This window comes from Sorangium aterium, assembly GCF_028368935.1.
Lineage (GTDB): Bacteria > Myxococcota_A > Polyangia > Polyangiales > Polyangiaceae > Sorangium > Sorangium atrum.
On sequence record NZ_JAQNDK010000002.1, the window covers coordinates 243,746 to 264,423 of the forward strand.

The window sequence follows — 20,678 nt, forward strand, 5'->3', positions numbered from 1 at the left end:
TCAGTAGCTCCCGATCTCCTCGAGCTGGAGGCGGTAGAGTCGCGCGGTGACCCGGGCGGTCTTGAGGATTCTCGGCGCCATCCGCGGGAGGTTCAAGATACCACAGCGGAGCGCCTCTTCCAGCTCGCCCAGGTGATCTTCGTCGGCCTTCGCGTGATAGAGATAGAAGCTGACCGCCTGCGCCTCCAGGCGAAGGGCGGACTGCACATGCTCGGCCCACTGGGCCGCGACCCGCTTGCCTAGGCCTTCGATGATGTACATGGCGCCGAGGAGATCGAAGGGGTTCGGCTGATCGGCGCGATGGAAGATCCAGGCGGACAGGGCCTCGCTGCCGATGTTCAGCTCGTGCCGCGCGAGCCCGGCCGGGTCGCCGCCGCTCTTCAGGTAGTCTTCCTCCAGCATCAGGTAATCGCGATGCTCCGTGGCCGCGTGGCGGATGAAGCGCGAGCGCAGCTCGGCGAACTCGTGGCCGATGTTGGAGGCGGCGCGCGCGATCCAGAGCGCCCCGTTCATGACCTGCGCCCGGTGGTTCAGCAGGAGCTCGTGGTAATCGGCCAGGCGAATGCGACGCTCGATCACGCGCCGCACGATCGGGATGTGATGCACCTGGGACTCGAAATCCAGCCAGATGGACGACAGCCCGCGCAGGACGGCCTGCGGTGAATCTTCGTCTCGAGGCGATGTACGTTCCGGAAGCATCCCGAACCTCCCTGGTGATGACGGCGGGTCAGACGACCGTGAGCAGCATGAAGGCGATGACGCAGCGGCCGCTCTCCGGGATGAAGCCGAGGACCTGCTGGCCCGGCTGCAGATCCCGCTCCTCGATCAGCTGATGCAGCATGAGGAGAATGGATGCGGCTCCCGTGTTCCCCTGGGAATAGAGGTTCGTGAACCAGCGAGCCTCGGGCACCATCGCCCCGGTCTTCGCGAGCAGCTTGACCATCTCTCCGCGGAGAGAGTGGGACGAGTAGTGCGCGAGGAAGTGGTCGATGGCTCCGGGCCTCAGACGTCGCCGATCCACGAGCTCGAGGTAATGCTTCGCCCACACGGGGAACATGCGGTAAAGCAGATCGAAGTCCTGCTTGAGGACGACGGCGCCCTGCTGCGCCGCGAGCGCAGGGCTGTCGTAGTGACTCCAGGGCTTCCTCTCACCCGCCCGGTTCCTGGAGGTGCCCGCGTACATGCAGGGGTCGAAGCGGTCGGCATAGGAGCAGAGATCGATCCATTCCACCCTCAGAGAGCGGCGCCCCTCGTTCGGCCTGGTCTCCAGGAGCCAGGCGCCGGCCCCGTCGGAGAGGGTCCAGCGGAGAAACTCGGTCTCCATCAAGGCGGAGGAGTCCTCGCCTTCCTGCTCCCGACCGGCATAGAAGCCAGGTCGGAAGAAGCGACTGGAGAACTCGGCGGCGCAGGCCACGCCGCAGTCGTGCTCGCCCGCCTTCAGCTGGAGGTAAACGGACTTGAACGCCATCATGCTGCTGGCGCAGACGCTCTGAAAGCTCGCGATCTCCATCGGCCGCAGGCCGAGCTCGCCGTGGACCGCGCTGGCAAAACCGGGGACGAGGAGGTCGCCCTGGGTGGTGGCCGCCGCCAGGAAGGAGAGCCTCTCCGCGGCGATCTCGCTGCGCGAAAGCGCGTCCCGTATCGCACGAGCCGCCATGTCTGCGCTGCTGTGAAGGTGCACGCCGTCCGGCGTCAACGCGTAATGACGTGTCTTGATGCCGTTCTGCCGCAGGACGAAGCGCCCGAGCCTGGAGCGTCTGTCGTTGAGCTCGCCGATGTACTGCTCCATCTCCTCGTTCGGGACCGGCTTGCCAGGCAAGAACGCGCCAGTGCTGGTGATGTAGACGGAACGATCCATGATCCTTCTCCGTGGCAGACATGGGCTTGGAGCTCGTCACGGCGGCATGCGGCATCAACACTACCTCAATCGCCCTCGCCGGGCCGAGGCGTAACCATGTCCCGTCCTCGCGCTCTCGCTCGCACCCGTCTTGGTCGGAACCTGCGCGATCGTGCTCCGGGCCGTCGAAGAGGCGAACCGCGCCGAGCTCGAGGGCATCCGCGCACAGATTGAGCACGGCGTGTCTGTCGATGAGCTGAAGAGCTCGGCGCCGCCGCCCAGGTTCATCCGCATCCTACGGCCGGTCGGCACCATCCATGCGGGTCGACTTGGCTGCCGTCGTCGTGACCGGACACGAGCTTCGTGCGCGGTGGCGCCCTGCTTGCATCAAGACGGCAGCGTCAGGTGCAGCCATGGCGCAAGAGGCCCCCAAGACACCCGAGAAAAGAAGGCCAAAGCACGTACGCAGCCCCCTGAAAGACGTCGCTCCGAGCCGTCCCAGGGGAGCTCCTGCGCAGGACGATCGAGGGCAGGCGCCGAGGGCCGAGAAGGACCGCTCGCCCGCGCCGCCCGGCGAGCGGTCGACCCAGGCGCCCCACGGAGCGCCGCGGCGTGAGCACGAACCGCGCGGCGGGCGCGAGGGGCAACACCGGGGCAGCGCCGAGCAGGCTCACGGTCATCGTGAGCTTGCTCAGCAGCTTCGCGTCGATAGCCTCCGCTGCTCGACGATGGCCGGTTCCGGGCACCCGACCTCCAGCCTGTCGGCGGCCGATCTCATCGCGGTGCTCCTCCGCGACTACCTCCGCTGGGATCTGAGCCATCCGGAGAACGCGAACAACGATCACGTGATCTTCTCGAAGGGCCACGCCTCCCCGCTGCTCTACGCGATGCTCAAGGCGGCGGGCGTCATCTCCGACGCGGAGCTCCTGTCGTATCGGCGCCTCGGGAGCCCGCTGCAGGGGCACCCGGTGCCGACGCTCCCCTGGATCGACGTGGCGACCGGCTCCCTGGGTCAGGGGCTCCCCATCGGCGTCGGCATCGCGCTCTCCGGGAAGTACCTCGAGAAGGTTCCCTACCATGTCTGGGTGTTGCTCGGCGACAGCGAGATGTCCGAGGGCTCCATCTGGGAGGCGTTCGACCACGCGCGCCACGCGAAGCTCGGCAACCTCACTGCCATCCTCGACATGAACCGCCTGGGGCAACGCGGCCAGACGCCCCTCGGCTGGGACTCCGCGGCCTATGCGGCGCGCGCCCGCGCGTTCGGATGGCGCGCCCTGGAGATCGACGGCCACGATCCGGCCGCCATCTCCGGCGCCTATGCCGAAGCCCTCGGCGCCTCGGACGCGCCCGCGCTGATCGTCGCGCGCACGGTGAAGGGAAAGGGCGTGTCCCTCGTCGAGGACAAGGACGGCTGGCACGGAAAGGCGCTCGACCGGGCGCAGTGCGCGCAAGCGATCGAAGAGCTGGGAGGCATGCGCGACATCGTCATCGAGCCAGAGGCGCCTGCGCCGGGTGAGCCTGCGCCGCGGCCTACCGCCGAGCCGCTGAGGCTCCCGAGCTACGAGCGCTCCACGGCCGTCGCGACGCGGAAAGCGTACGGCGACACGCTCGAGGCGCTCGGCGCTGCGCGCGCGGATATCGTCGCCGTGGACGCCGAGGTCAACAACTCGACCTTTGCCCAGGAGTTCGCGAAGGCCCATCCAGACCGCTATTTCGAGATGTTCATCAGCGAACAGCAGATGGTGGCCGCCGCCGTCGGGCTGAGCGTCCGGCGCTGGTCGCCCTTTGCGTCGACGTTCGCGGCCTTTCTCACGCGCGCCCACGATTTCCTCCGGATGGCCGCGGTGTCGAGGGCCAATATCCGCGTCTGCGGCTCGCACGCGGGCGTATCCATCGGCGAGGACGGTCCGTCGCAGATGGGGCTCGAGGATCTGGCCATGATGCGCGCCATCCACGGGAGCACCGTGCTCTATCCGTGCTGCGCCAATCAGACCGCGCGGTTGGTCGCTGCCATGGCCGACCAGAAGGGCATCGTCTACCTCCGGACGACGCGCGAGAAGACGCCTGTCCTGTACGACGCGACCGAGGCGTTCCCCATCGGCGGGAGCAAGGTGCTGCGCGAGACACCCCACGATCGCGTGACGATCATCGCCGCCGGCATCACCGTCCACGAAGCGTTGAAGGCGCACGCAGAGCTCGAGGCGAGCGGGCTCTCCGCTCGAGTCCTCGACGCGTATGGCATCAAGCCGATCGACGCCGCCGGCATCCGCGCGGCGGTGCAGGCCACGGCTGGAAACGCCGTCATCGTGGAGGATCACTGGGCCGAGGGCGGCCTGGGCGACGCGGTGCTCGAAGCCCTGGCTGGCGAGGAGCCCGTCGCCGCGCGCGTCGTCCACCTCGCCGTGAGGGAGATGCCTGGCTCGGGCACCCCGGCCGAGCTCCTGCATGCGGCGGGGCTGGATGCTTCCGCCATCGTTGGCGCAGCGAAGCGGCTTCTCTCCGACCAAGCACGCGCCGCGGGCGTGGGCCACGGGGGCGAGAGCGGGGGCCACATGTCCTGATGCGCGCGCGAGCAGGGCGTGCAGGCCGCGAAGGATCGGGCGCAAGCGCGCTGCGGATCGGTCGTCGGCCGATCGTGATACAACGCCAGCGACAGGACCGACATGAGCGCTCTCTATGATCGCATCGGTGCAGGCTACTCCGCGACGCGGAGGACGGAGCCCCGTATCGAGGCGCTGATCAGAGGCGCCCTTGGTGATGCGCGCTCGGTGGTCAACGTGGGCGCGGGCGCCGGCGCGTATGAGCCGACCGACCGAGAGGTGCTCGCGGTTGAGCCCTCGGCGGCCATGATCGCGCAAAGGCCGCTCGGTGCGGCGCCGGCCCTCCAGGCCACGGCCGAGCGCCTGCCCCTCCCCGACCAGAGCTTCGACGCCGCCTTGGCCGTCAACACGCTACATCACTGGACCGACCTGCGGGCAGGCCTGCGCGAGCTTCGCAGGGTCGCGCGCAAGCGAATCGTCATCTTCATGCGCGACCCGTCGAGTGGTGAACCTTGCTGGCTGACCGAGGACTACCTTCCCTCGCTCGACCCATCACGAAGGAACTCCGCCATTGTCGGCGTGATCAGAGAAGAGCTCCCGTCCGTGAAATCGCTGCCGTTCCAGCTGCCTCGCGATTGCGCCGACGGTCTGTTCGCTGCGTACTGGGGGCGGCCGGAGATGTACCTGGATGCCGAGGTCCGGCGGAACATCTCCAACTTTGCGCTCGCGGAGGAGGGCGATGTGGCGAAAGGGCTCGCGTGGTTGAGGGCGGACCTTGCGTCAGGGGAGTGGGATCGCAAGTACGGGGCGCTGCGACGCCTGGAGTCGTTGGACCTGGGCCATCGCGTGCTGCTCGCCGAGCTGGCGTGACGCACCACCTGGGCAGAGCGTGCCAGCTCGTCTCCGGTGACAGAAGGGGGCCCTTCGTCTCGCGGTGAGCCGCCACGGCACCCGCGCGGGTGCCGTGGCGGAGGCGCGCACAAAAGAAAAAAAGAGCGCCCGTCCGACGGTGTGGGGGGGGAAACCGTCCCTCAGGCGCTCCGGTGTCAGGGCTATGCAGGAGCTGGGCCAGGAGTCTCCTGATGGAGGTCCGTGAATTTACGTAGGCCTTGTCCGGGTGAGGCTTTCGTTTCTGGTGTGGTGGATTTCATTGCTGAAGCGCAGGGGGGCCGTTTCCCGCGAGCGGTCGCGCGGTGGCGCCTGCCCGAGCGTCATGCGCGCGCTGCGCCTGGGCAGCCAGGCGAGCGCTGCGCCTAGGCGGGGCGGTGGGGCGTGCCGGCGATGGCTCCGACGCGGCGCGTCTTCGCCACGCGCCTCGCCTGCTGCCGGATGTGCTCCACGGCCTTCTCGAAGAAGGCGTCGGGGGAGGACTTGCTGACGGTGATCTGCTCTCCGCCGATGAGGACGACGAGGAGGCCCCTGTCGGTCCTGCCCACCGCGAAGAAGTCGACGGTGAACGGCAGCTCTTCCTCGACGGTGAGGGACAGCTGGCACTTCAAGACCTCGCCGACGCCGGGCTGATTCTCGACGACGAACCGCTGCAAGAGCCCGTTCGCGTGGGCGTCCCCGGCGATCCGGTTGAGCGCCCACTTGTCCCTCGGCCAGGCCATGTGGTCGCGGAGCTCATATATCCACTGCAAGAGCTCCTCGGCGACCTGGCCGATCGCCGCCTTGGAGGCCTCATAGGACAGCTTGATGTGCTCGTATTTCGTCATCGGGGCTCCATCGCTCTCCGGCGCGCGCCCTCGAGGCTACCAGATCGCCGCGCCCCGCCGCACGCGGATCGGGCGCCTCGGCCTCGCCGGCGCCGCGGGATTCTTCGGCGCAGCGCGCGGCGTCGCGGGCGACCGCGCGGCGCTCGCGCTGCCTGCTCTCGGCGCGCGCCGCGGCCGGCAGGACCGGCCGGGCTCGCTCAGGCGTATTGCTGCAGCAGCGCGCCGCGCATGGGGTTGTCGCAGGCCTTCACCGCCGCGCGGAGCGCGTCCCTGTCGACCGGCACCCTGTGCAGGCTGACGTTGACCGCGCCGCCCTGCGCCTCCACGGTCGCGTACTCGGCGTGGTGCAGCAGCGTCGGCGGCCCGCCGTTCGCGTACTCCTTGAAGGGGAGCCCGACGCTCCCCGGGTTCACGAGGAGCGTGCCGCGGTGCTGCCGGAGCATCTGGAGGTGCGTGTGCCCCCCGGCCATCACCGTCGCGGCGTGGCCCGCGAGGCGGCGATCGAGCTCCTCCGGCGGGGTGTTCGCGAGGAGATCCTCCATGTGAGACCGGGGCGAGCCGTGGAACACGAGGAGCGTCGAATGGGCGTCGAGCGGGATCTCGAGGCGTGCCTGGAACGTGCGCAGGAAGGCGAGCTCGTCGTTCGACAGCCGATCACGGCACCAGTCCACCGCGTCGACGACGATGGAGGCCTCGGTGTAGGTGCGGATCAGCTCCGGATCCAGCATGAACTCGTCGTGGTTCCCGAGGATGCACGGGCACCCGAGCTCCTGCAGCATGTCCAGGATGGCCGAAGGCCGCGGTCCCAGCGTCGCGACGTCGCCGAGGCAGATCACCTGATCGACGCCCGTCGCCTGGATGCTGGCCAGCACGGCCTTGAGCGCCACTTCATTGCCGTGGATGTCGGATATCAGCGCGATCCGCATGGCAGGACCCCCCCTTCGGCGGCCATCGAGACGTTGGAGCGGCTCTCGGCGCCTCGCGGCGTCCGATCGGCGGACTCGTGACGATAGACCATGTCCGCCGGCGCCTCCAGCCCCTCGCGCGCGGCCGAGCGAGGCGCGAAGCGGCGCGGTCATGCGACAGCGCGACGGCTGGCGGCGATCGACATGCGCATCACAGCCGCGAAGTCTCCCTGTCCACCCCGGACCACGAGCGGGTAACATCGGCGCGTGCGCGCGCTCTGGCCTCGGCGAGGCTCGCGCTCCTCCGCGATCGGCCGCTGCTCGACAAGACGATCCACGTCTTCGGGGACCCCACGCCCGGCGGCATCGCGCCCACGCCGTTCCAGAGGATGCCGCTCGTGCACGAGCGCGCGGCGGGCGGACCCAGCCATCCGTGGAACCCGGTCGGCGTCTCCGAGGCCGGCGAGGGCGCGCGTGCCGACGCGCTGGATCCAGCGATGGGCGCAAGGCGAGCGCGCCCGAACCTGGTCAATCCTGCGAGCCCCCACCGGCCCGCGTGCTTCGGGGCCATCGCGCCTCACTGGGCCTTGCGGGCGCGGCTCTTCAACGTTGTAATCGTTGCCGAAACAGTAGACCTCGGCGCCCTTGCGCGCGCGCGCGTGTGCCGGTCGCCCGCGGCCACCTCGTCGACGCCTGCCGCGAGCGGCGCGAGGACGTTCACCGGAGAGGGCGAGGCCTCCTGCCCGCCGTTGCCGAGCTGTCCATCGAAGTTCCTGCCCCAGCAGAGCACACCCCCGTCGGAGGTCTTGATGGCGCAGGTGTGATCCTGGCCGGCCGCGACCTGCCGGAGTTCGCTCCGGACGAGGAGCGGCGTCGCATAGCCCGACTGCTCCGCCGCGCCATTGCCGATCTGGCCTTCCTCGTCGGATCCCCAGCAGTACAGCTCATCACCCGTCTTCACGGCGCACGAGTGCGCCGCGCCCAGCGAGATCTGCACGACGTTGATGAGGCTCGTCAGCCGCATCGGTCCGACGGAATCGAGGGTTGAAGCCGTTGCCGATCTGCCCGCGCCGGCCGTTTCCCCAGCAGACGACCGTCGTGTCCGCCATCACCGCGCAGGAGTGCGCAGGGGCACTGTTGTCCGTGCGCGAGTCTCCGCCGCCCGCCGCCACGTGGACCGCCTTGCTGGGCAGCGACACCCGCGCGGGCCAGGGCACGCTCGGCTCATCGAGCGGCGCTCCGGCTTCCCCGAACGTGTTCCTCCCCCAGCACCAGACGCTGCCGTCCCCTCGCAGCACGCAGGTGTGGGCGAACCCGGCCGAGATCTCGACCGGGTCGTTGCAGAAGGCCCCCTCGGCCCCGTCCACGCACTCCATCGCGCAGCGGCGGTCGCAGGCGCCGCAGTGCTGGGGATCGCGCGCGCTCGCCTCGCACCCCGGCGCCGCTGCGTCGCAGTCGAGGAAGCCCGCGTCGCACGCGAGGCCGCAGACGCCGTCCTCGCACGTGGGCGCCGCGTTCTCCCCGGCGGGGCAGTCCTTCGGCGAGGTGCACGCGACGCCGTGGCCGCCGGCGCCGCCCTGGCCGCTGGCCCCACCCTCGCCGCCGGCGGTGGCGCTGCCGTGGCCAGCGCCGCCGCCCTGGCAGCCCCCGGCCGACGCGAAGTTGCGCTCGGAGGGCGAGCAGCCGGCGCAGAGCGCGATCGCGCCGATCGTGAGGAATCCCAGCGCGGTCATCGACAGGCGAAGCCTGTGCATGATCGAAGCTGCCGAAGCGGCAGGTGTCCCGGAGCAGCAAGTTGCTCCTTGGTCAGCTTTTTACGCTGCCGCTCTCCGCGCGGAAAGCCGCTCCCGCCGGCGGGCGCGGTGGTCCGGCTCTGCGGGCGTGGACGCCTGGCGCCGGCTCGATGCGCACGTGGGGGCGCGGCGCTCGCCGTGCGCTGCTGGGCCCTGCTCCGGCGGCCGACATGAAGTAACCTTTCCCCCAGCGCGGATCGACGCGGTGCGCCGCGCCCGCGCCACGCCGAGAGCCCCTTCGATTCGAGATGAGATGCAGCGCATGAGCGCCGACGGCCGGGATCCCGGCGCCGCGGCCCCCTTCGACTGGAACCGCGCCGAGCCCGCGCCGGGGGAGCGCCCGCCGCGCCCCGGAGGGCGGATGTCGCCCTCCGGCGGGCAGCCGTCGCCCTCCGGCGGGCAGCCGTTGCCCTCCGGCGGGCAGCAGCCGCCCTCCGGCGGGCAGCTGTCGCCCTCCGGCGGGCAGCAGCCGCCCTCCGGCGGCCTGGCCGCCGACGCGTGGGGCGCCGCGCGCGCCGACGGGGAGGCGTGGCTGCCCTTTGGCCGGGGAGCCCGGCCGGTCGAGGTGCTCGACGAGACGCTGCGCGACGGCATCCAGGGCGTCTCCACGGTGAACCCGCCGCGCGCGCGCAAGATCGAGCTTCTCCATGCGATGGCGAGCGTCGGCGTCGACGTCGTGAACCTCGGCATGCCGGCGACCGGGCCGCGGCAGTTCGACGACGCGTGCCTGCTCGCCCGGGAGATCGTCGCGTCCCGCCTGCCGCTCGGCCTGACCGCGGCCGCGCGCACCCTCGCCGTGGACGTCCAGGAGGTCGCCCGCGTGGCCGAGCGCACCGGGGCGCCGATCATGGTCTACGCGTTCATCGGCAGCTCACCGATCCGGCACTTCGTCGAGGGGTGGGGGCCTGATTTCCTGGCCCGCAGCGTCGACGAGGCCGGGCGGGCGGCCGCGGCGGCCGGCCTGCCCTTCTGCCTCGTTGCGGAGGACGCGACCCGCTCGCCGCCCGACATGCTCCGCACGCTCTTCCGCGCCGCCGTCGATGCCGGCGCGGCGCGCCTCTGCCTTTGCGACACGACCGGCCATGTCACCCCGCCGGGGGTCGAGGCGCTCGTCGCGTTCGCCCGGCGCGAGCTGGGCGCGCTGGGGGCGACCGGGATCGAGCTTGACTGGCACGGCCACAACGATCGCGGGCTCGGCCTCGCGGCCGCGCTCTGGGCGGTGGCGAGCGGCATCGAGCGGGTCCACGCCACGGCGCTCGGCGTCGGGGAGCGGACGGGCAACACCTGCCTCGAGCTGCTCGTCGACAACCTCGGCCGTCTGGGCGCGCGCCCCCCGGTGCCGCGCGAGCGCCTGGCAGCGTACTGCGCGGCCGCGTCGCGTGCGCTCGCCTGGCCCGTCGCGCCGGACCATCCGATCGCGGGGGCGCTCAGCCGCCGGGGGTGAGGTTGCCCCCGCCGACGCGCGCCAGGGCGGCGCGGACGATGGGCGCAGCGGGCGCGAGCGCGTCCGCGAGCTCGCCGACGCGGCCCGCCGCGCGCTCGGCGCGGGCCCACGCCGACGAGAAGCCGAGCGTGCCGGGCGGATGGGCCTCGGCGAGGGCGATCGCTTGCCGGAGGTCGTCGCCGACCGCCGCGATGGCGTGGAGATCTGCCACGCTGGCCCCGCGGGAGCGCGCCTCGGCGTAGAGCGCGCGCACGATGCCGAGCAGGTCGCGGGCGGCCTCCAGCGGGAAGGGATCGTGGCGGATCGAGAGCACGCTGGCTGCAGATCACGGATGCCGGGCGGGGGCGTCAAGCAGGGGGGCGGCTCCTGGGCTTCTGGGCGCTCCGGTTTGAAAATTGCAGTCGAAGGCCGTCATGAGCCACCGCACGCATGAGCTCGCAAAGACGGACGTTCCCGGCGACGACGAGGATGCCCCGCTGCCGCCGAACCCGGGGGATCCGGGGCCGGAGCAGCCGGAGCCGCCGTCGCCCGATCCGACGGAGGACCCGCGCTTCCCGCCGCTGGGCGACTTCCCGCGCGGGGTTTGAGGTGCGCCTGGTCGCGTGAGGAAAACGGGGTGAGGCGTCTGATGTGAGGTAAGGAGTCCTGCGAGTCCGCTCGCCTCACCACAGCGGTCTAGAGTGCTGCCCTCCTCAGACAGGCCGTAGCAGGTGTTTCTCTCGTGAAGCCGTTCAGCGAAGCCAAAATTCAATAGGTCACACGCAGGTCACAAAAGCAAAAAGAGCACGGCTCTCGCGGTGTCTTCGTGGTGGAGGCGCCGGGAATCGAACCCGGAGCTGAACTTGCGGGGCGGATGCGCGAGAGACGCGGCGGACACCGCGTCAGACGCGTCGGAACGGTGTCAGCGGCCATCGAGGGCTCGATTCCTCTCGTATACCCGAGTGCACTCTCGTGGAGCCCCGTGCCCTCAAGTCGGGGCAGACGGAGGTCACACGGCGCGACGAACCTCGGGGGCTGCCCGTAAATGAGGCCAGCCTGTCGATTGACCCGTTGCGGACGTAACGGTCGGCGGATGACCGTACGACTCTGCCGAGCTCGTTCCCCCGGTGAACGTTCCGTGGTGGCCCGCGGCTCGCTTGGGCGGCGCACATGCGAACACATCATCTCGCCTCAGTGATGCTGATCTCCCTCTCGTGTGCGCTCGGTGCTGCATCGTGCGCCCTGAGCCCGGGAGCGACGTGGGAGACGGACGACGACATCGAGGCCTGGATCGCGGCCATGGCCGGCGGTGTGCGGGCCAGCCAGCAGGACTTGGATGACTCGGAAAGCCTCGAGTTCTTGGCAACACCAGCGGCGACGGATGTAACACCGGATGCGGCTCCGCGCGGCAGATGCGAGGACGCCTGTATGGCCTACTATGAGGTCATCGACAGGTTCTGCTCACAAGTTCCAGTGAAGTGGAAGATTCGCTGCCATCTCGCGAAAGCTTCTGGAAACGCTGCATGCCACGCGCGTTGTCCCTGACGACCCGGTTGACGAGCTGGAGGGAGATCGGGTGCTATGATGCCAGCATGGACATCATCGGCGAACGGAAAATCGTCTTTCAGCCGGCCGGAGCGGAGCATGGGCGCGAGATTTCCCTTCACGTCGGCCGACCTCAACAACGGTCGGATGACGGATGGGAAGTCCAGATCGACATCTTGGATCCAGAGAAACCGTGGAAACTGCCGCCGGTGTGGGGAACCGACGGGCTAGGCGCGGTCATCCTCGGCATCTTCGCGCTCTCCAAGTACGTCGAGTGGTACACCATGAGGGGGCGGCTGACGTTGCCCGAACACGGAGAGACCGTGTTCCCCGAATGGGCACTCCTGCTGGAGGCGAGCACGCCGCCGGCTCCTGTCCCGGGAGCGGCGCCGGAGCCGGACGGTGGGGCAGAGGGTTAGGATCGCGCTCTACTCGCCTCCCTCGGTCAGTCACGCCAACGAGTTCCCCGTGGCCTGGTGGTCTACTCATGAACTCGCACGCTCCTCGCCGCTCGGCAACGAGATGACCGCCAAACCGCCGGGCGTCCGCCTGCGCCGTCTCGCCCGGGCGCTCGGGCTGGAGATCTGCGCGGCCCGCGGCAGCGCGGGAGCGCGTCCTCGCGAGCACCGACCCGGCGGAGCTGGACCGCTGGCTCCGCCGCGCCGGGGTCGTCAGCGATGCCCGGGAGCTCCTCGCTACGACCGGCTCCTGATACCGTCCGTCATGGAGACGTCGAATTTTATCCCGCCCCTGACTGCTGAGACCCTTCCGTGGAGCTCGACCTTATTTCGAATCGGGCTCACCCCGTGGGAGCCTGCGTTGTAAATTGTTCGCGTGCAGATTGGAAGCGAAACGACCACGTGAGCGACATAGGACGCCAGAGATATACATGGCTTTCTGATTGCGGGCGGAACATGGCGCTCAGCATGCCGTCTTCGGATGCGATGAACACAAGCGATTCCGGCGAACGGAAGGCGAAGGTGGCTGCCGAGTTGTGACGTGTTCCGAGATGCTTGATGGGATTAGGTGTGGGGATACTAGCTGCTTTCTCTGTGTCCGCGCGGAGGGCGTCTACTATGTGGAATTCGTCGGTGGTACGAAGTATTCTTGCACCGAATGCCGCGATAGTGAGATCTGTGCGCAGGACGAGAGCACCATCAACAGACGCGAGGTTGGCAGCAAAGTCTGTTGCATCTTCGAGCATGCGAAGCGCTTCTAGCTCCCGCTTAATCTCGCGATGCTTGCGCTCGATCTCAAGATGTTCTTGCCGTTCGGATTCGGTCTCCTTGGCATGCAGCGCCTTGACGACCGCTGGAATATGGATGCGCGAAGTTGCAAGGTCACGTCCGCCAAGCTGATGAACCGCGTCCAGTAGATTGGTGCCTCCAGAGTCGATCCGGTAGCCGCCCTCGAGCAGGTCGCTGCACTCCGTGTCACCTTGTATAATGATGATTCCGCCGTGGCCGCGATCCAACAAGCTAAGTAGCGTATGGCGTACTACTTGTTCGTAATCTGCTTCATCTAGTTTGCTATTCGTGGCGAGGTTTGATAGCTGCCTGGATACGGCAATCGGCTTAGACTTGTTGAATTCTTCGTGGTCGATGATTGTTCCACCAGTGAGAGACGAAACGTAGCTGTTCCCGATGTTGACTCGCAGTTGGCCTGGGCCATTCACTTTTATGACCAGGCACTGCCATGGAGTGAGTCGCACGGGGTAGCGTTCTCCACGGCTATGACGGTGTTCGTTTCGGCTGGTTCTTACCACGCCGACGATCTTCAAAGATTCATTGATGGCTTCGACGGCAATAACACTGTAATTCGGGTTGGCTGCGTGCGCTAGCTTGGCCACTGCGGCCACGCTGAAGTCGATGGGCTGCGCGAAAATACACGGACACCATACGTCTAGGCCACTTTGAGAGGATTGTAGTGTGTCTCTATCTACAAAAGCGACCGCGAACTTCAGATCGCGTCCCTCTTCTTTGGTAATGCTGGCGTAGAAGGCAACTAGGATGAGTTCTTGTAGTTCCTTTGTGCTAGGGGCGGGGTCGACGTCGCCATTGAGTAGCAGAGAAGTCAGGTGTTCTGCGAATTTTTCCGGCGTGACAACGTGCGTCATTGGTCTTGCGCTCCACGTCTCTGCTCTTGAACCTCAACAGTGATAGCAAGAAACGTTGAGAGATGTCGATGCTCGGTCGCTGCCGACTAATGTCCGGGCGGCGCCGAAGGACGCTCCGGCGGCTGCTCCTTCTCGTCCGGGTGGGGCGCGTCCTCAGCCAGGCCACCCGGCTGCCGGCCCGTCAGAGCACGATCCACGTCGCGCCGTCGCTCACCAGGCGGATGGTCACGTTGGGGTATCCGTTCCGCGCGACCTGCTGGCCCGTGCTCTCGAGGAACTCGATTTCCTCCTCCTTCCCGGCGATCTTCTTGATCACGACCTCGGCGTCGACGTTCCCGGCGGTCGGCGGGAGCCGGATCGTCACCGGGTCGGGCGCATCGACTCGCACGAATTCGCCCGGTCGGGTTATGTAGGTGTTTGTGACCACCGGACCGACCAGCCATACCCCCGGGATGAACACATCGGTCCGGTTCTCGGCCGGGCTGTCGGTGACCACCGCCTCGACGAAGTTGAGCGCGGGGTGCTCCGGCAGCTCGACCCCCGCGGCGAAGATGCGGCGGACGCCAAAGAACAGCGTGTCGATCCAGCGAGCAGGCCTTGCTCGACCAGCTCGAACGCGCGCGGCGACGGTGAGCTATGTCCGCACCTTTTTCAGCGGAGGATCTTCCCCAACTGCTTTCGCCCGCGGTGCAGCCGCTTGTTCGTCGTGCCTGGATGGGCACCAAACTCTGCTGCGATCTCCTCAGCGGTATTGCCCACAGCGGTGCCCGCGAGCACGGCACGGAGCTCGGGCTCGAGCCGCTCCAGGCAACGAAGCGCCATCCGAGCCTCCACCTGGCCGAAGGGCGATGGTGCATGCCTCGCTCTCTCTGGAGTCGCGAACGCCGCAAGCTCCCTGTACCACCGGTATAGGCGCTCCCGGTAATGGAAGATGTGGTGCCAAGTAACAGCGAGGAGCCAGCTCTGTAGAGCCTTGTTCGGCGGCACCTCCGGACGGGGCCGAAATCCTCCGCCTTCCACGCTGCGCCAGGCGGACAGGAAGATCTCCTGCATGATATCCGGCTGGTCACGAGCGGGTACGCCTAACTGGCGCAACACGGCATGGATCATCCTCGAGTGCCGCATGATGGCCTCGAAGGGAACGTGCACTGCCGGGGGCGCACCCATCTCGACTCGACGTGACGTGCGCCTATGCTCGGCCACGGCTTCCTTGCGTGTCATGGCCGTGCTCATTCTCCTGGTCCGGCGCAGGGCGGATCTCGGCCTGACGTCGCTCAAGAACGCCGCCGTCTCCACCGCTGGCTATCTGTCGCCAGGGCCGCCGCCGATTCAGCGAAGTTGCAGCAGCAGCGCCTCGCGCTCCCGGGCCAGCTGACCCCGAGGGAACTCCATGGCGTGCATGTCGAGCAGGCGTCGCGCCTCGACGTCAGCCCTGGCGTTGTAGGCTTCGACCGCCTTGTGCGCCTGGAGGACCAGGTCCTTCTCGCGCTCGCTCGCGACCGGGCGTACGGCGCGGACGGGCGGCGAGGAACGCGCAGCTGTTGCGGCCGGCGAAGCGGGCTTGCCGTTCATCGCGGCCGGTGCGTGCTCGCCGGGTGCTGGGATGCCCTGCACCGGGCGCGAGGCCGTGGCGACCGCACGGCGTACGTCTGGCTGGTCGAGGGGCGGCGCGGTGTGCTGCTGCGGGGGCGTGGCCGCACCGGCGTGGATCGCTGCCGGCCGTAACCACGGGGCCGTGCTGGCCGAGCCTGACGAGCGTGGAGCTGTCGCGACGACGGCGCCCGTCAGCACGACGAGCGCCGCCTGCGCGAAGACCTTCGCCCCGACCTTCGGCAGGTGCAGCGCGGTCGTCCACGACGGGCGACGGAACAGGCCGAACGCCACCGGGACGCAGGGCTCCTTGTCCCAGCCCCGGAATTCTTGCTGCGCCATCCAGCGCCGCTTCGCCTCGTCCAGCTGCTCGCGTGCCCTGCGGTGCTGGCTCCTCACGGTGTCCAGCTTGAGTCCCTGCTCGGCGGCGATCTCGGCGAGCGACTTCTCCTCGAGCTCGTGCTTGACCAAGAGGTCGTGGTACTTGGGGTCGACCTGCTCGATCAGGTCGCGCATGACGGCTTCCCGCTCCTGCCTCCGGAGCAAGGCTTCCGGGCTCGGTTGGTCCCCGCGGAAGTCGTGCTCGTCGAAGGGGATCAGGACCTCACCCCGACGGCTCGCGTCCCGTAGGTGGCTGCGGGCGAGGTTCAGGGCGATGGTGACGGAGTACGGCGCTGGATCCACGCCCGGCTCGAGCCGCCCTCTCGCCTCCCAGTCCCGTAGGAGCGCTTCCTGCGCGAGGTCCTCGGCGTGTCGCGCGGGGACACCGACCCGCCTGACGAGGCGGCGGAAGCTCGAAGTGGGGGGGAGTTCGTGCTGGCTTGCCCACAGCTGGTAGCACCCCTGAGCTGGCCGGAAGGGTTCAAGAAAGAGCAGGGTGGGTCAACTTTGGTAGGATAATGTGCGCTTGGTGATCTGCGTACCTGGGCGGCTCCACTGCTCGGAGGGTCAACGGGCGCCTTTACGTCGTCGGGCCGATCTTTGCCTGGCAAAACGCTCATTCCCTGCGAATTTCTCGCCGTTGACGCCGCGCGCCGGGCGTAAGTACGTTCGGCGCATGCGTGACGCTGCGCCTTCATTGTTGTTCTTCCTGATGCTTGGCGCCGCTGGTGTCTACACGAGCCCCGCCAGCCCCGAGGACATCTATTCGACGCTGGAGCGAAGCGGCAGCTCGACGGTGAAGGACCATGTTCGCCGTGCGCAGATAGCCCGTGACGCAGGTCGGTGGACCCAGGCACACGCGGCCTACAATGCGGCGCTCGATGCGACAGACCCGGCGTCGAACACGGAGAAGGAGCGCGCGGAGATCGCCGGAGAGCTCGGCCTGTGTGAGCTCGAGCTGCGCAAGTACCGTGATGCTGCCGAGCATCTCGCCTGGAGTCTCGAGCAGCGCAACGTCCTCCCCCTTGAACTACAGCTGCGGTTCGAGGCCGGGCAACGCAAGGCAGCGTCGCATGTCGCGACCCTCTACCTGTCTGTCGACCCGCCGGACGCGGAGGTGCTCATCGACGGCAAGCCCATCAGCGTGCCTGCACGGACCTACAGGCTATTCCTGGAGCCTGGTCAGCACATGGTGCGGGCCCGGTTGGCGGGCCATGAGGAGGCGTTCGCGTCGTTCGACGCGCAGGCCGGGAAGCCGACGACCATCTCGCTGCAGGTACCGCGCGCCGCAGCGCCGGGCATCCCTGCAAAGGGAACCTCAACCATGAGCTCCGCGCGAGGAGCGCAGGCGTCGTCCGTGGCGCCGTCCACCACCGCGTCGACGCTGCGCATCGGCGGCGCGGTCGTGGCGGGGGCAACCATGGCAGCCGGCGGCGGGTTGCTGATCTGGGGTGCCTACACCGAGGATGAGCTCCACGATCGAGCTACCGCGCTGCGTGGCGCAGACGAGGACGCGAGCCGATGTGCCCGCTCGAACGCACCGCGCGCGTGCTCGGAGCTGCGCGACCTGCAAGAGAAGCGCGATCTCCTGAAGAAAGCCGGCTGGGTTACCCTGGTGTCGGGCGGCGCGATCGGTGCGCTGACGCTCGTGTCTCTGCTCGTGGACCGAACCTCACCGTCCAGCGATGGAGTGCGTGTTGTGCCCACGGTGAGCGGGCAGCGCATGGGGCTTATGATGGCGGGTGTGTGGTGACGAACGTGGAGCTTCGGAGCATGGATACCTCATCGAAAGGTCGACGCCGGGTGGCTGTGGCCACCTTGGTGCCTATCGCGCTCGGGTTCGGAGTCGCTTCTGTCGTATACGGGTGTTCCTCCGGTCACGAGGATCCCATCTGTGTCGACGACCCCACGGTGAAGCCTCCGCAAGATGGGTGCGGCCTGTTCGTCAGCGCAAGTCTCGGCGACGACGCGAATCCAGGAACGCGCGCAGCACCCCTGAAAACACTGCGCAAGGCCCTCGAGCTCGTGGAGGAGGGCGGTCACCCCCACCATGTCTACGCTTGCGCTGAGACCTTCGACGAACGTCTCTGGTTCTACGACACGAGTATCTGGGGCGGGTTCGACTGCACGAACGGCTGGCAGCACCTCGGTGCCGATGCGAAGACCGTCATCGCCCCGAATCAGCCCGAGCGTGAAGTCGTGACGTTCGGAGGGCGGGAAGTCACGCTCTCGAACCTGCGGATCGTGGCGCCCGATGGTAACCAGATGGACCGAACAGAAGCGTGCTCGATCGGAATCGTCGCTGTGCGCGATGAGGCCAAGCTCAAGCTCGTGGCGAGCGAGGTCATCACAGGACGGGGCGCGATGCCGGGCGGCAACTCGATCGGGATCTATCTCTCCGCTGGCAGCGAGATCGAGGTGATCGACAGCCGCATCGTCGCAGGTGACGCAGCCGACGGTGAGCCCGGAGCTCCGGCGGAGGACGCAGCGGCGGCCGATGGGCGGCCTGGACACGTTGGAGCCGACGCGTGCACGGTCGATGACGTGACTGCAACCCGAGAGGTCACGACGGAGTGTGACGACGAAACCTCGGTCAGCGGCCAAGGCGGCCCCGGTCTGCCCGATGAGGGCTTCAACGCAGGTTATGGGGAGCCGCTGCCCGACCCGAACCCGACGGGCGCCGGCATCGGGGGTGTCGGTCAGCAAGGAAGCATGGCGTGCACCGACGGCCAGCGCGGCCTCGACGGTGCCGCGGGTGTGCACGGTCAGGGGGCAAGGCTTCCTGGTGTTGTTGGGTGGGTCCGCTCGCTGGGCAAGGGGCAGGACGGGACGCTCGGACGCCCGGGTCAGGGCGGCGGCGGTGGTGGCGGTTCGCGCGGCGGCGCGACCGCCTGTGGCGCCGGGCCGGTCGGGGGGGCGTTCGGCGGCTCGGGCGGTTCCGGAGGTTGTGGCGGCAAGCAGGGAACAGGCGGTTTCGCCGGAGGAGTGAGCGCTGGCATCGTCACAAGAGGTTCGAAGGTCACCATCCGCGGATCGACCCTACAGACCGGCCGCGGCGGTCGGGGCGGCGCGGGAGGGGCGGGACTGCCAGGAGGAAGCGGAGCTCCCGGCGGTGAGGGAGGCGGAGGCGTGCCCGGGGCGCTCCCGGGATGCCGCGGAGGCGATGGCGGCAACGGGGGGCCCGGTGGTGGTGCAGGCGGCGGGCTCGGCGGTCATTCGGTAGCCATCGCGTACCTGGAGACCGCGGAGGTTACGCGCGAGAACGTCCAGGCGACGTTTCTCCTTGGAACTGCTGGGAAGGGGGGGGACGGCGGCGATCCGAATGTCACGGAGAGCAAGGGCGACGATGGCGTGGCGGCCGAGTTCCTGCCGTTTGCGGCCATTGATCCGAACGACCCAGACTCTCATGAGCTGCAGTAGGGGGCGCAATGTGGGAAGAGATGACGAGATGGGAATCGGGCTTCCGCGCGCTGGGTGCTCGGCCTTTGCTGTTCGGAGTCGCTTTGTTCAACGGGAGCGCGGCGCTTGGATGCGGTAGCGAATCGGGGGTGTGGGAACGTTGCGAGGAGACCCTCACATGCGCGCCGGTTGAATCCTGCAACGCGGATCCCGGCAACGCCGATCGTCCGGTCGACTGCGATGGCGTGTATGTGGCAGACAAAGGCGATGATGGTAGGCCTGGCACGTCGAATCTGCCGGTAAAAACGTTTGCGCGGGCGTTCGAGCTTGCCCGCGAGCGTGGCATGCGGGTGTACGCATGCGCCGACACATTCTCTGTCGAAGTCCGTGTGCCGGCAGGAATGGACGTGTGGGGAGGTCTCGACTGCCGCGGTCTGCCAAGTCGTTGGCCGTTGCATCCACTCGGCGAGCTCACCACGATCGCGCCAGGTCCGAACCGGATTCCGCTCACCGTCGTGGATCAGGCGGCGGAGCCCTCACCCGAGGCCGACGTGATCACCACGCTGACGAGAATCCGTATGATCGCACAAGATGCCACCGTGCCGGGCGGCTCCTCCATCGCCATGCGCGCCCTGCCGGGAGTGACGGTACAGCTGCGCTTGAGCGAGGTCGTAGCCGGGGACGGCGCAGATGGAGCTCCTGGCGCGGACGGCGGCGTCGACCCAGCACAAGAGGGGGCACCAGGGAACCCGGGAGCGATGGCGTGCTCTGCCGATACGGTGACGGGAGGGGCGCGAGTCACAACCTCGTGTGACGATGGCATCTCGTCGGGCGGGATGGGCGGTATCGGCACAAATGGTGATGGTGGCGACGGCGAAAGTGGTTCCCCTCTGCCGATCACCAATCCAATGAGCCACGGTCTGGGTGGAGCTGGGCAAGGCATCCTGTCGTGCACAGAGGGGAGGGGCGGGCTGGCGGGGGATGACGGCGCGAACGGGAACGGCGCATCGGGGCCGGGTCGGGTCACAGACACGGGGCTGGAAGGTGGCGCAGGCGAGGATGGCCATGCAGGGCAGCACGGTTACGGAGCCGGCGGTGGAGGTGGCTCGCGCGGCGGCTCAGCGTACTGCGGCGCAGGAGCCGCACAGGGCGGCGCTTCTGGCGGTTCCGGCGGTGCTGGCGGCTGCGGAGGCAAGCCCGGAAAGGGCGGCGGTCCAGGCGGATCCAGCATCGGAATTCTGTCTTACCACGCCAGCGTCCGCGTAAGTAAAACCAGCATCATCACGGGCCGTGGCGGAAACGGTGGACGGGGCGGGGACGGCCAGTACGGCGGCGTGGGTGGGTACGGGGGCACTGGCGGGAGTAACAGAGCTGGATCGCAGCCAGGCTGCCGTGGTGGCGACGGCGGGAAGGGCGGCAACGGGGGCCGGGGCG

18 protein-coding genes and 1 pseudogene are annotated in these 20,678 nt (G+C 68.4%); 8 read left to right on the forward strand and 11 right to left on the reverse strand.

All coding sequences use genetic code 11. The features are described 5' to 3' along the window. Positions 1-699 (reverse strand): iron-containing redox enzyme family protein, encoded by a 699-nt coding sequence (locus tag POL72_RS15830; RefSeq protein WP_272096169.1) that lies wholly within the window; start codon positions 697-699, stop codon positions 1-3. Between the two features lie 28 nt (positions 700-727). Continuing rightward, positions 728-1,858: a beta-ketoacyl-ACP synthase III gene (locus POL72_RS15835; RefSeq protein ID WP_272096170.1), complete on the reverse strand. Its 1,131-nt coding sequence runs from the start codon at positions 1,856-1,858 to the stop codon at positions 728-730. 392 nt (positions 1,859-2,250) lie between these two features. On the opposite strand from POL72_RS15835, the gene POL72_RS15840 reads away from it, so the two are divergent. Beyond that, positions 2,251-4,398: a transketolase gene (locus POL72_RS15840; RefSeq protein ID WP_272096172.1), complete on the forward strand. Its 2,148-nt coding sequence runs from the start codon at positions 2,251-2,253 to the stop codon at positions 4,396-4,398. Positions 4,399-4,605: 207 nt separating this feature from the next. Continuing rightward, entirely contained in the window at positions 4,606-5,247 is a 642-nt protein-coding gene (locus POL72_RS15845) for a class I SAM-dependent methyltransferase (protein ID WP_272096174.1), read from the forward strand. Positions 5,248-5,630: 383 nt separating this feature from the next. Here POL72_RS15845 and POL72_RS15850 read toward each other — a convergent pair whose 3' ends face one another. Beyond that, positions 5,631-6,092, reverse strand: a complete 462-nt coding sequence (locus POL72_RS15850; RefSeq protein ID WP_272096175.1) for a hypothetical protein — start codon at positions 6,090-6,092, stop codon at positions 5,631-5,633. A gap of 197 nt (positions 6,093-6,289) precedes the next feature. Then, positions 6,290-7,018, reverse strand: coding sequence for a metallophosphoesterase family protein (locus POL72_RS15855; protein ID WP_272096176.1), 729 nt, complete (start codon positions 7,016-7,018; stop codon positions 6,290-6,292). Between the two features lie 77 nt (positions 7,019-7,095). Here POL72_RS15855 and POL72_RS51720 point away from each other — a divergent pair. Then, a pseudogene (locus POL72_RS51720) lies at positions 7,096-7,542 on the forward strand (DUF2169 domain-containing protein); the annotation flags it as partial. A 32-nt stretch (positions 7,543-7,574) separates the two neighbouring features. On the opposite strand, the gene POL72_RS15860 reads toward POL72_RS51720, so the two are convergent. Together POL72_RS15860 and POL72_RS15865 are read right to left on the reverse strand one after the other, a co-directional pair. After that, on the reverse strand, positions 7,575-7,994 hold the full coding sequence (locus tag POL72_RS15860; RefSeq protein WP_272096177.1) for an RCC1 domain-containing protein: 420 nt from the start codon (positions 7,992-7,994) through the stop codon (positions 7,575-7,577). Continuing rightward, complete coding sequence (locus tag POL72_RS15865) at positions 7,945-8,751, reverse strand: RCC1 domain-containing protein (RefSeq protein WP_272096178.1); 807 nt, start codon at positions 8,749-8,751, stop codon at positions 7,945-7,947. Before POL72_RS15865 ends, POL72_RS15860 begins: the two co-directional genes overlap by 50 nt. 301 nt (positions 8,752-9,052) lie before the next feature. Between POL72_RS15865 and POL72_RS15870 the strand changes: the two genes are divergently transcribed. Beyond that, positions 9,053-10,234 (forward strand): hydroxymethylglutaryl-CoA lyase-like TIM-barrel protein, encoded by a 1,182-nt coding sequence (locus POL72_RS15870; protein WP_272096179.1) that lies wholly within the window; start codon positions 9,053-9,055, stop codon positions 10,232-10,234. Here the strand turns inward: POL72_RS15870 and POL72_RS15875 are convergent. Further along, entirely contained in the window at positions 10,218-10,547 is a 330-nt protein-coding gene (locus tag POL72_RS15875) for a hypothetical protein (RefSeq protein ID WP_272096180.1), read from the reverse strand. The two genes, POL72_RS15870 and POL72_RS15875, sit on opposite strands and share 17 nt — an antisense overlap. A gap of 100 nt (positions 10,548-10,647) precedes the next feature. Between POL72_RS15875 and POL72_RS15880 the strand changes: the two genes are divergently transcribed. Both POL72_RS15880 and POL72_RS15885 read left to right on the forward strand, forming a co-directional pair. Beyond that, on the forward strand, positions 10,648-10,821 hold the full coding sequence (locus POL72_RS15880) for a hypothetical protein (RefSeq protein WP_272096181.1): 174 nt from the start codon (positions 10,648-10,650) through the stop codon (positions 10,819-10,821). 984 nt (positions 10,822-11,805) lie between these two features. Then, positions 11,806-12,177 (forward strand): hypothetical protein, encoded by a 372-nt coding sequence (locus POL72_RS15885; RefSeq protein WP_272096182.1) that lies wholly within the window; start codon positions 11,806-11,808, stop codon positions 12,175-12,177. Between the two features lie 380 nt (positions 12,178-12,557). Here POL72_RS15885 and POL72_RS15890 read toward each other — a convergent pair whose 3' ends face one another. The 4 genes from POL72_RS15890 to POL72_RS15905 form a co-directional block, all read right to left on the reverse strand. Next, complete coding sequence (locus POL72_RS15890) at positions 12,558-13,874, reverse strand: putative sensor domain DACNV-containing protein (RefSeq protein ID WP_272096184.1); 1,317 nt, start codon at positions 13,872-13,874, stop codon at positions 12,558-12,560. Between the two features lie 181 nt (positions 13,875-14,055). After that, on the reverse strand, positions 14,056-14,370 hold the full coding sequence (locus POL72_RS15895) for a hypothetical protein (RefSeq protein ID WP_272096185.1): 315 nt from the start codon (positions 14,368-14,370) through the stop codon (positions 14,056-14,058). Between the two features lie 155 nt (positions 14,371-14,525). Continuing rightward, on the reverse strand, positions 14,526-15,095 hold the full coding sequence (locus POL72_RS15900; protein ID WP_272096186.1) for an RNA polymerase sigma factor: 570 nt from the start codon (positions 15,093-15,095) through the stop codon (positions 14,526-14,528). Positions 15,096-15,203: 108 nt separating this feature from the next. Continuing rightward, positions 15,204-16,295: an RNA polymerase sigma factor gene (locus tag POL72_RS15905; protein WP_307730603.1), complete on the reverse strand. Its 1,092-nt coding sequence runs from the start codon at positions 16,293-16,295 to the stop codon at positions 15,204-15,206. A gap of 226 nt (positions 16,296-16,521) precedes the next feature. Here POL72_RS15905 and POL72_RS15910 point away from each other — a divergent pair, with 226 nt between their 5' ends. Both POL72_RS15910 and POL72_RS15915 read left to right on the forward strand, forming a co-directional pair. Continuing rightward, a complete protein-coding gene (locus tag POL72_RS15910; protein WP_272096187.1) occupies positions 16,522-17,598 on the forward strand; it encodes a hypothetical protein in 1,077 nt (358 codons plus the stop codon). Positions 17,599-17,618: 20 nt separating this feature from the next. Further along, entirely contained in the window at positions 17,619-19,265 is a 1,647-nt protein-coding gene (locus POL72_RS15915) for a hypothetical protein (protein ID WP_272096188.1), read from the forward strand. Positions 19,266-20,678: the final 1,413 nt, after the last annotated feature.

Excerpts from the sequence above, each read along its gene's own strand:
- POL72_RS15885 (WP_272096182.1), top strand. The coding sequence starts at position 11,806 with ATGGACATCATCGGCGAACGGAAAATCGTCTTTCAGCCGGCCGGAGCG.
- POL72_RS15865 (WP_272096178.1), bottom strand. The coding sequence starts at position 8,751 with ATGCACAGGCTTCGCCTGTCGATGACCGCGCTGGGATTCCTCACGATC.
- POL72_RS15900 (WP_272096186.1), bottom strand. The coding sequence starts at position 15,095 with ATGACACGCAAGGAAGCCGTGGCCGAGCATAGGCGCACGTCACGTCGA.
- POL72_RS15890 (WP_272096184.1), bottom strand. The coding sequence starts at position 13,874 with ATGACGCACGTTGTCACGCCGGAAAAATTCGCAGAACACCTGACTTCT.
- POL72_RS15910 (WP_272096187.1), top strand. The coding sequence starts at position 16,522 with ATGCGTGACGCTGCGCCTTCATTGTTGTTCTTCCTGATGCTTGGCGCC.
- POL72_RS15870 (WP_272096179.1), top strand. The coding sequence starts at position 9,053 with ATGAGCGCCGACGGCCGGGATCCCGGCGCCGCGGCCCCCTTCGACTGG.
- POL72_RS15830 (WP_272096169.1), bottom strand. The coding sequence starts at position 699 with ATGCTTCCGGAACGTACATCGCCTCGAGACGAAGATTCACCGCAGGCC.
- POL72_RS15855 (WP_272096176.1), bottom strand. The coding sequence starts at position 7,018 with ATGCGGATCGCGCTGATATCCGACATCCACGGCAATGAAGTGGCGCTC.
- POL72_RS15850 (WP_272096175.1), bottom strand. The coding sequence starts at position 6,092 with ATGACGAAATACGAGCACATCAAGCTGTCCTATGAGGCCTCCAAGGCG.
- POL72_RS15915 (WP_272096188.1), top strand. The coding sequence starts at position 17,619 with ATGGATACCTCATCGAAAGGTCGACGCCGGGTGGCTGTGGCCACCTTG.
- POL72_RS15880 (WP_272096181.1), top strand. The coding sequence starts at position 10,648 with ATGAGCCACCGCACGCATGAGCTCGCAAAGACGGACGTTCCCGGCGAC.
- POL72_RS15840 (WP_272096172.1), top strand. The coding sequence starts at position 2,251 with ATGGCGCAAGAGGCCCCCAAGACACCCGAGAAAAGAAGGCCAAAGCAC.
- POL72_RS15835 (WP_272096170.1), bottom strand. The coding sequence starts at position 1,858 with ATGGATCGTTCCGTCTACATCACCAGCACTGGCGCGTTCTTGCCTGGC.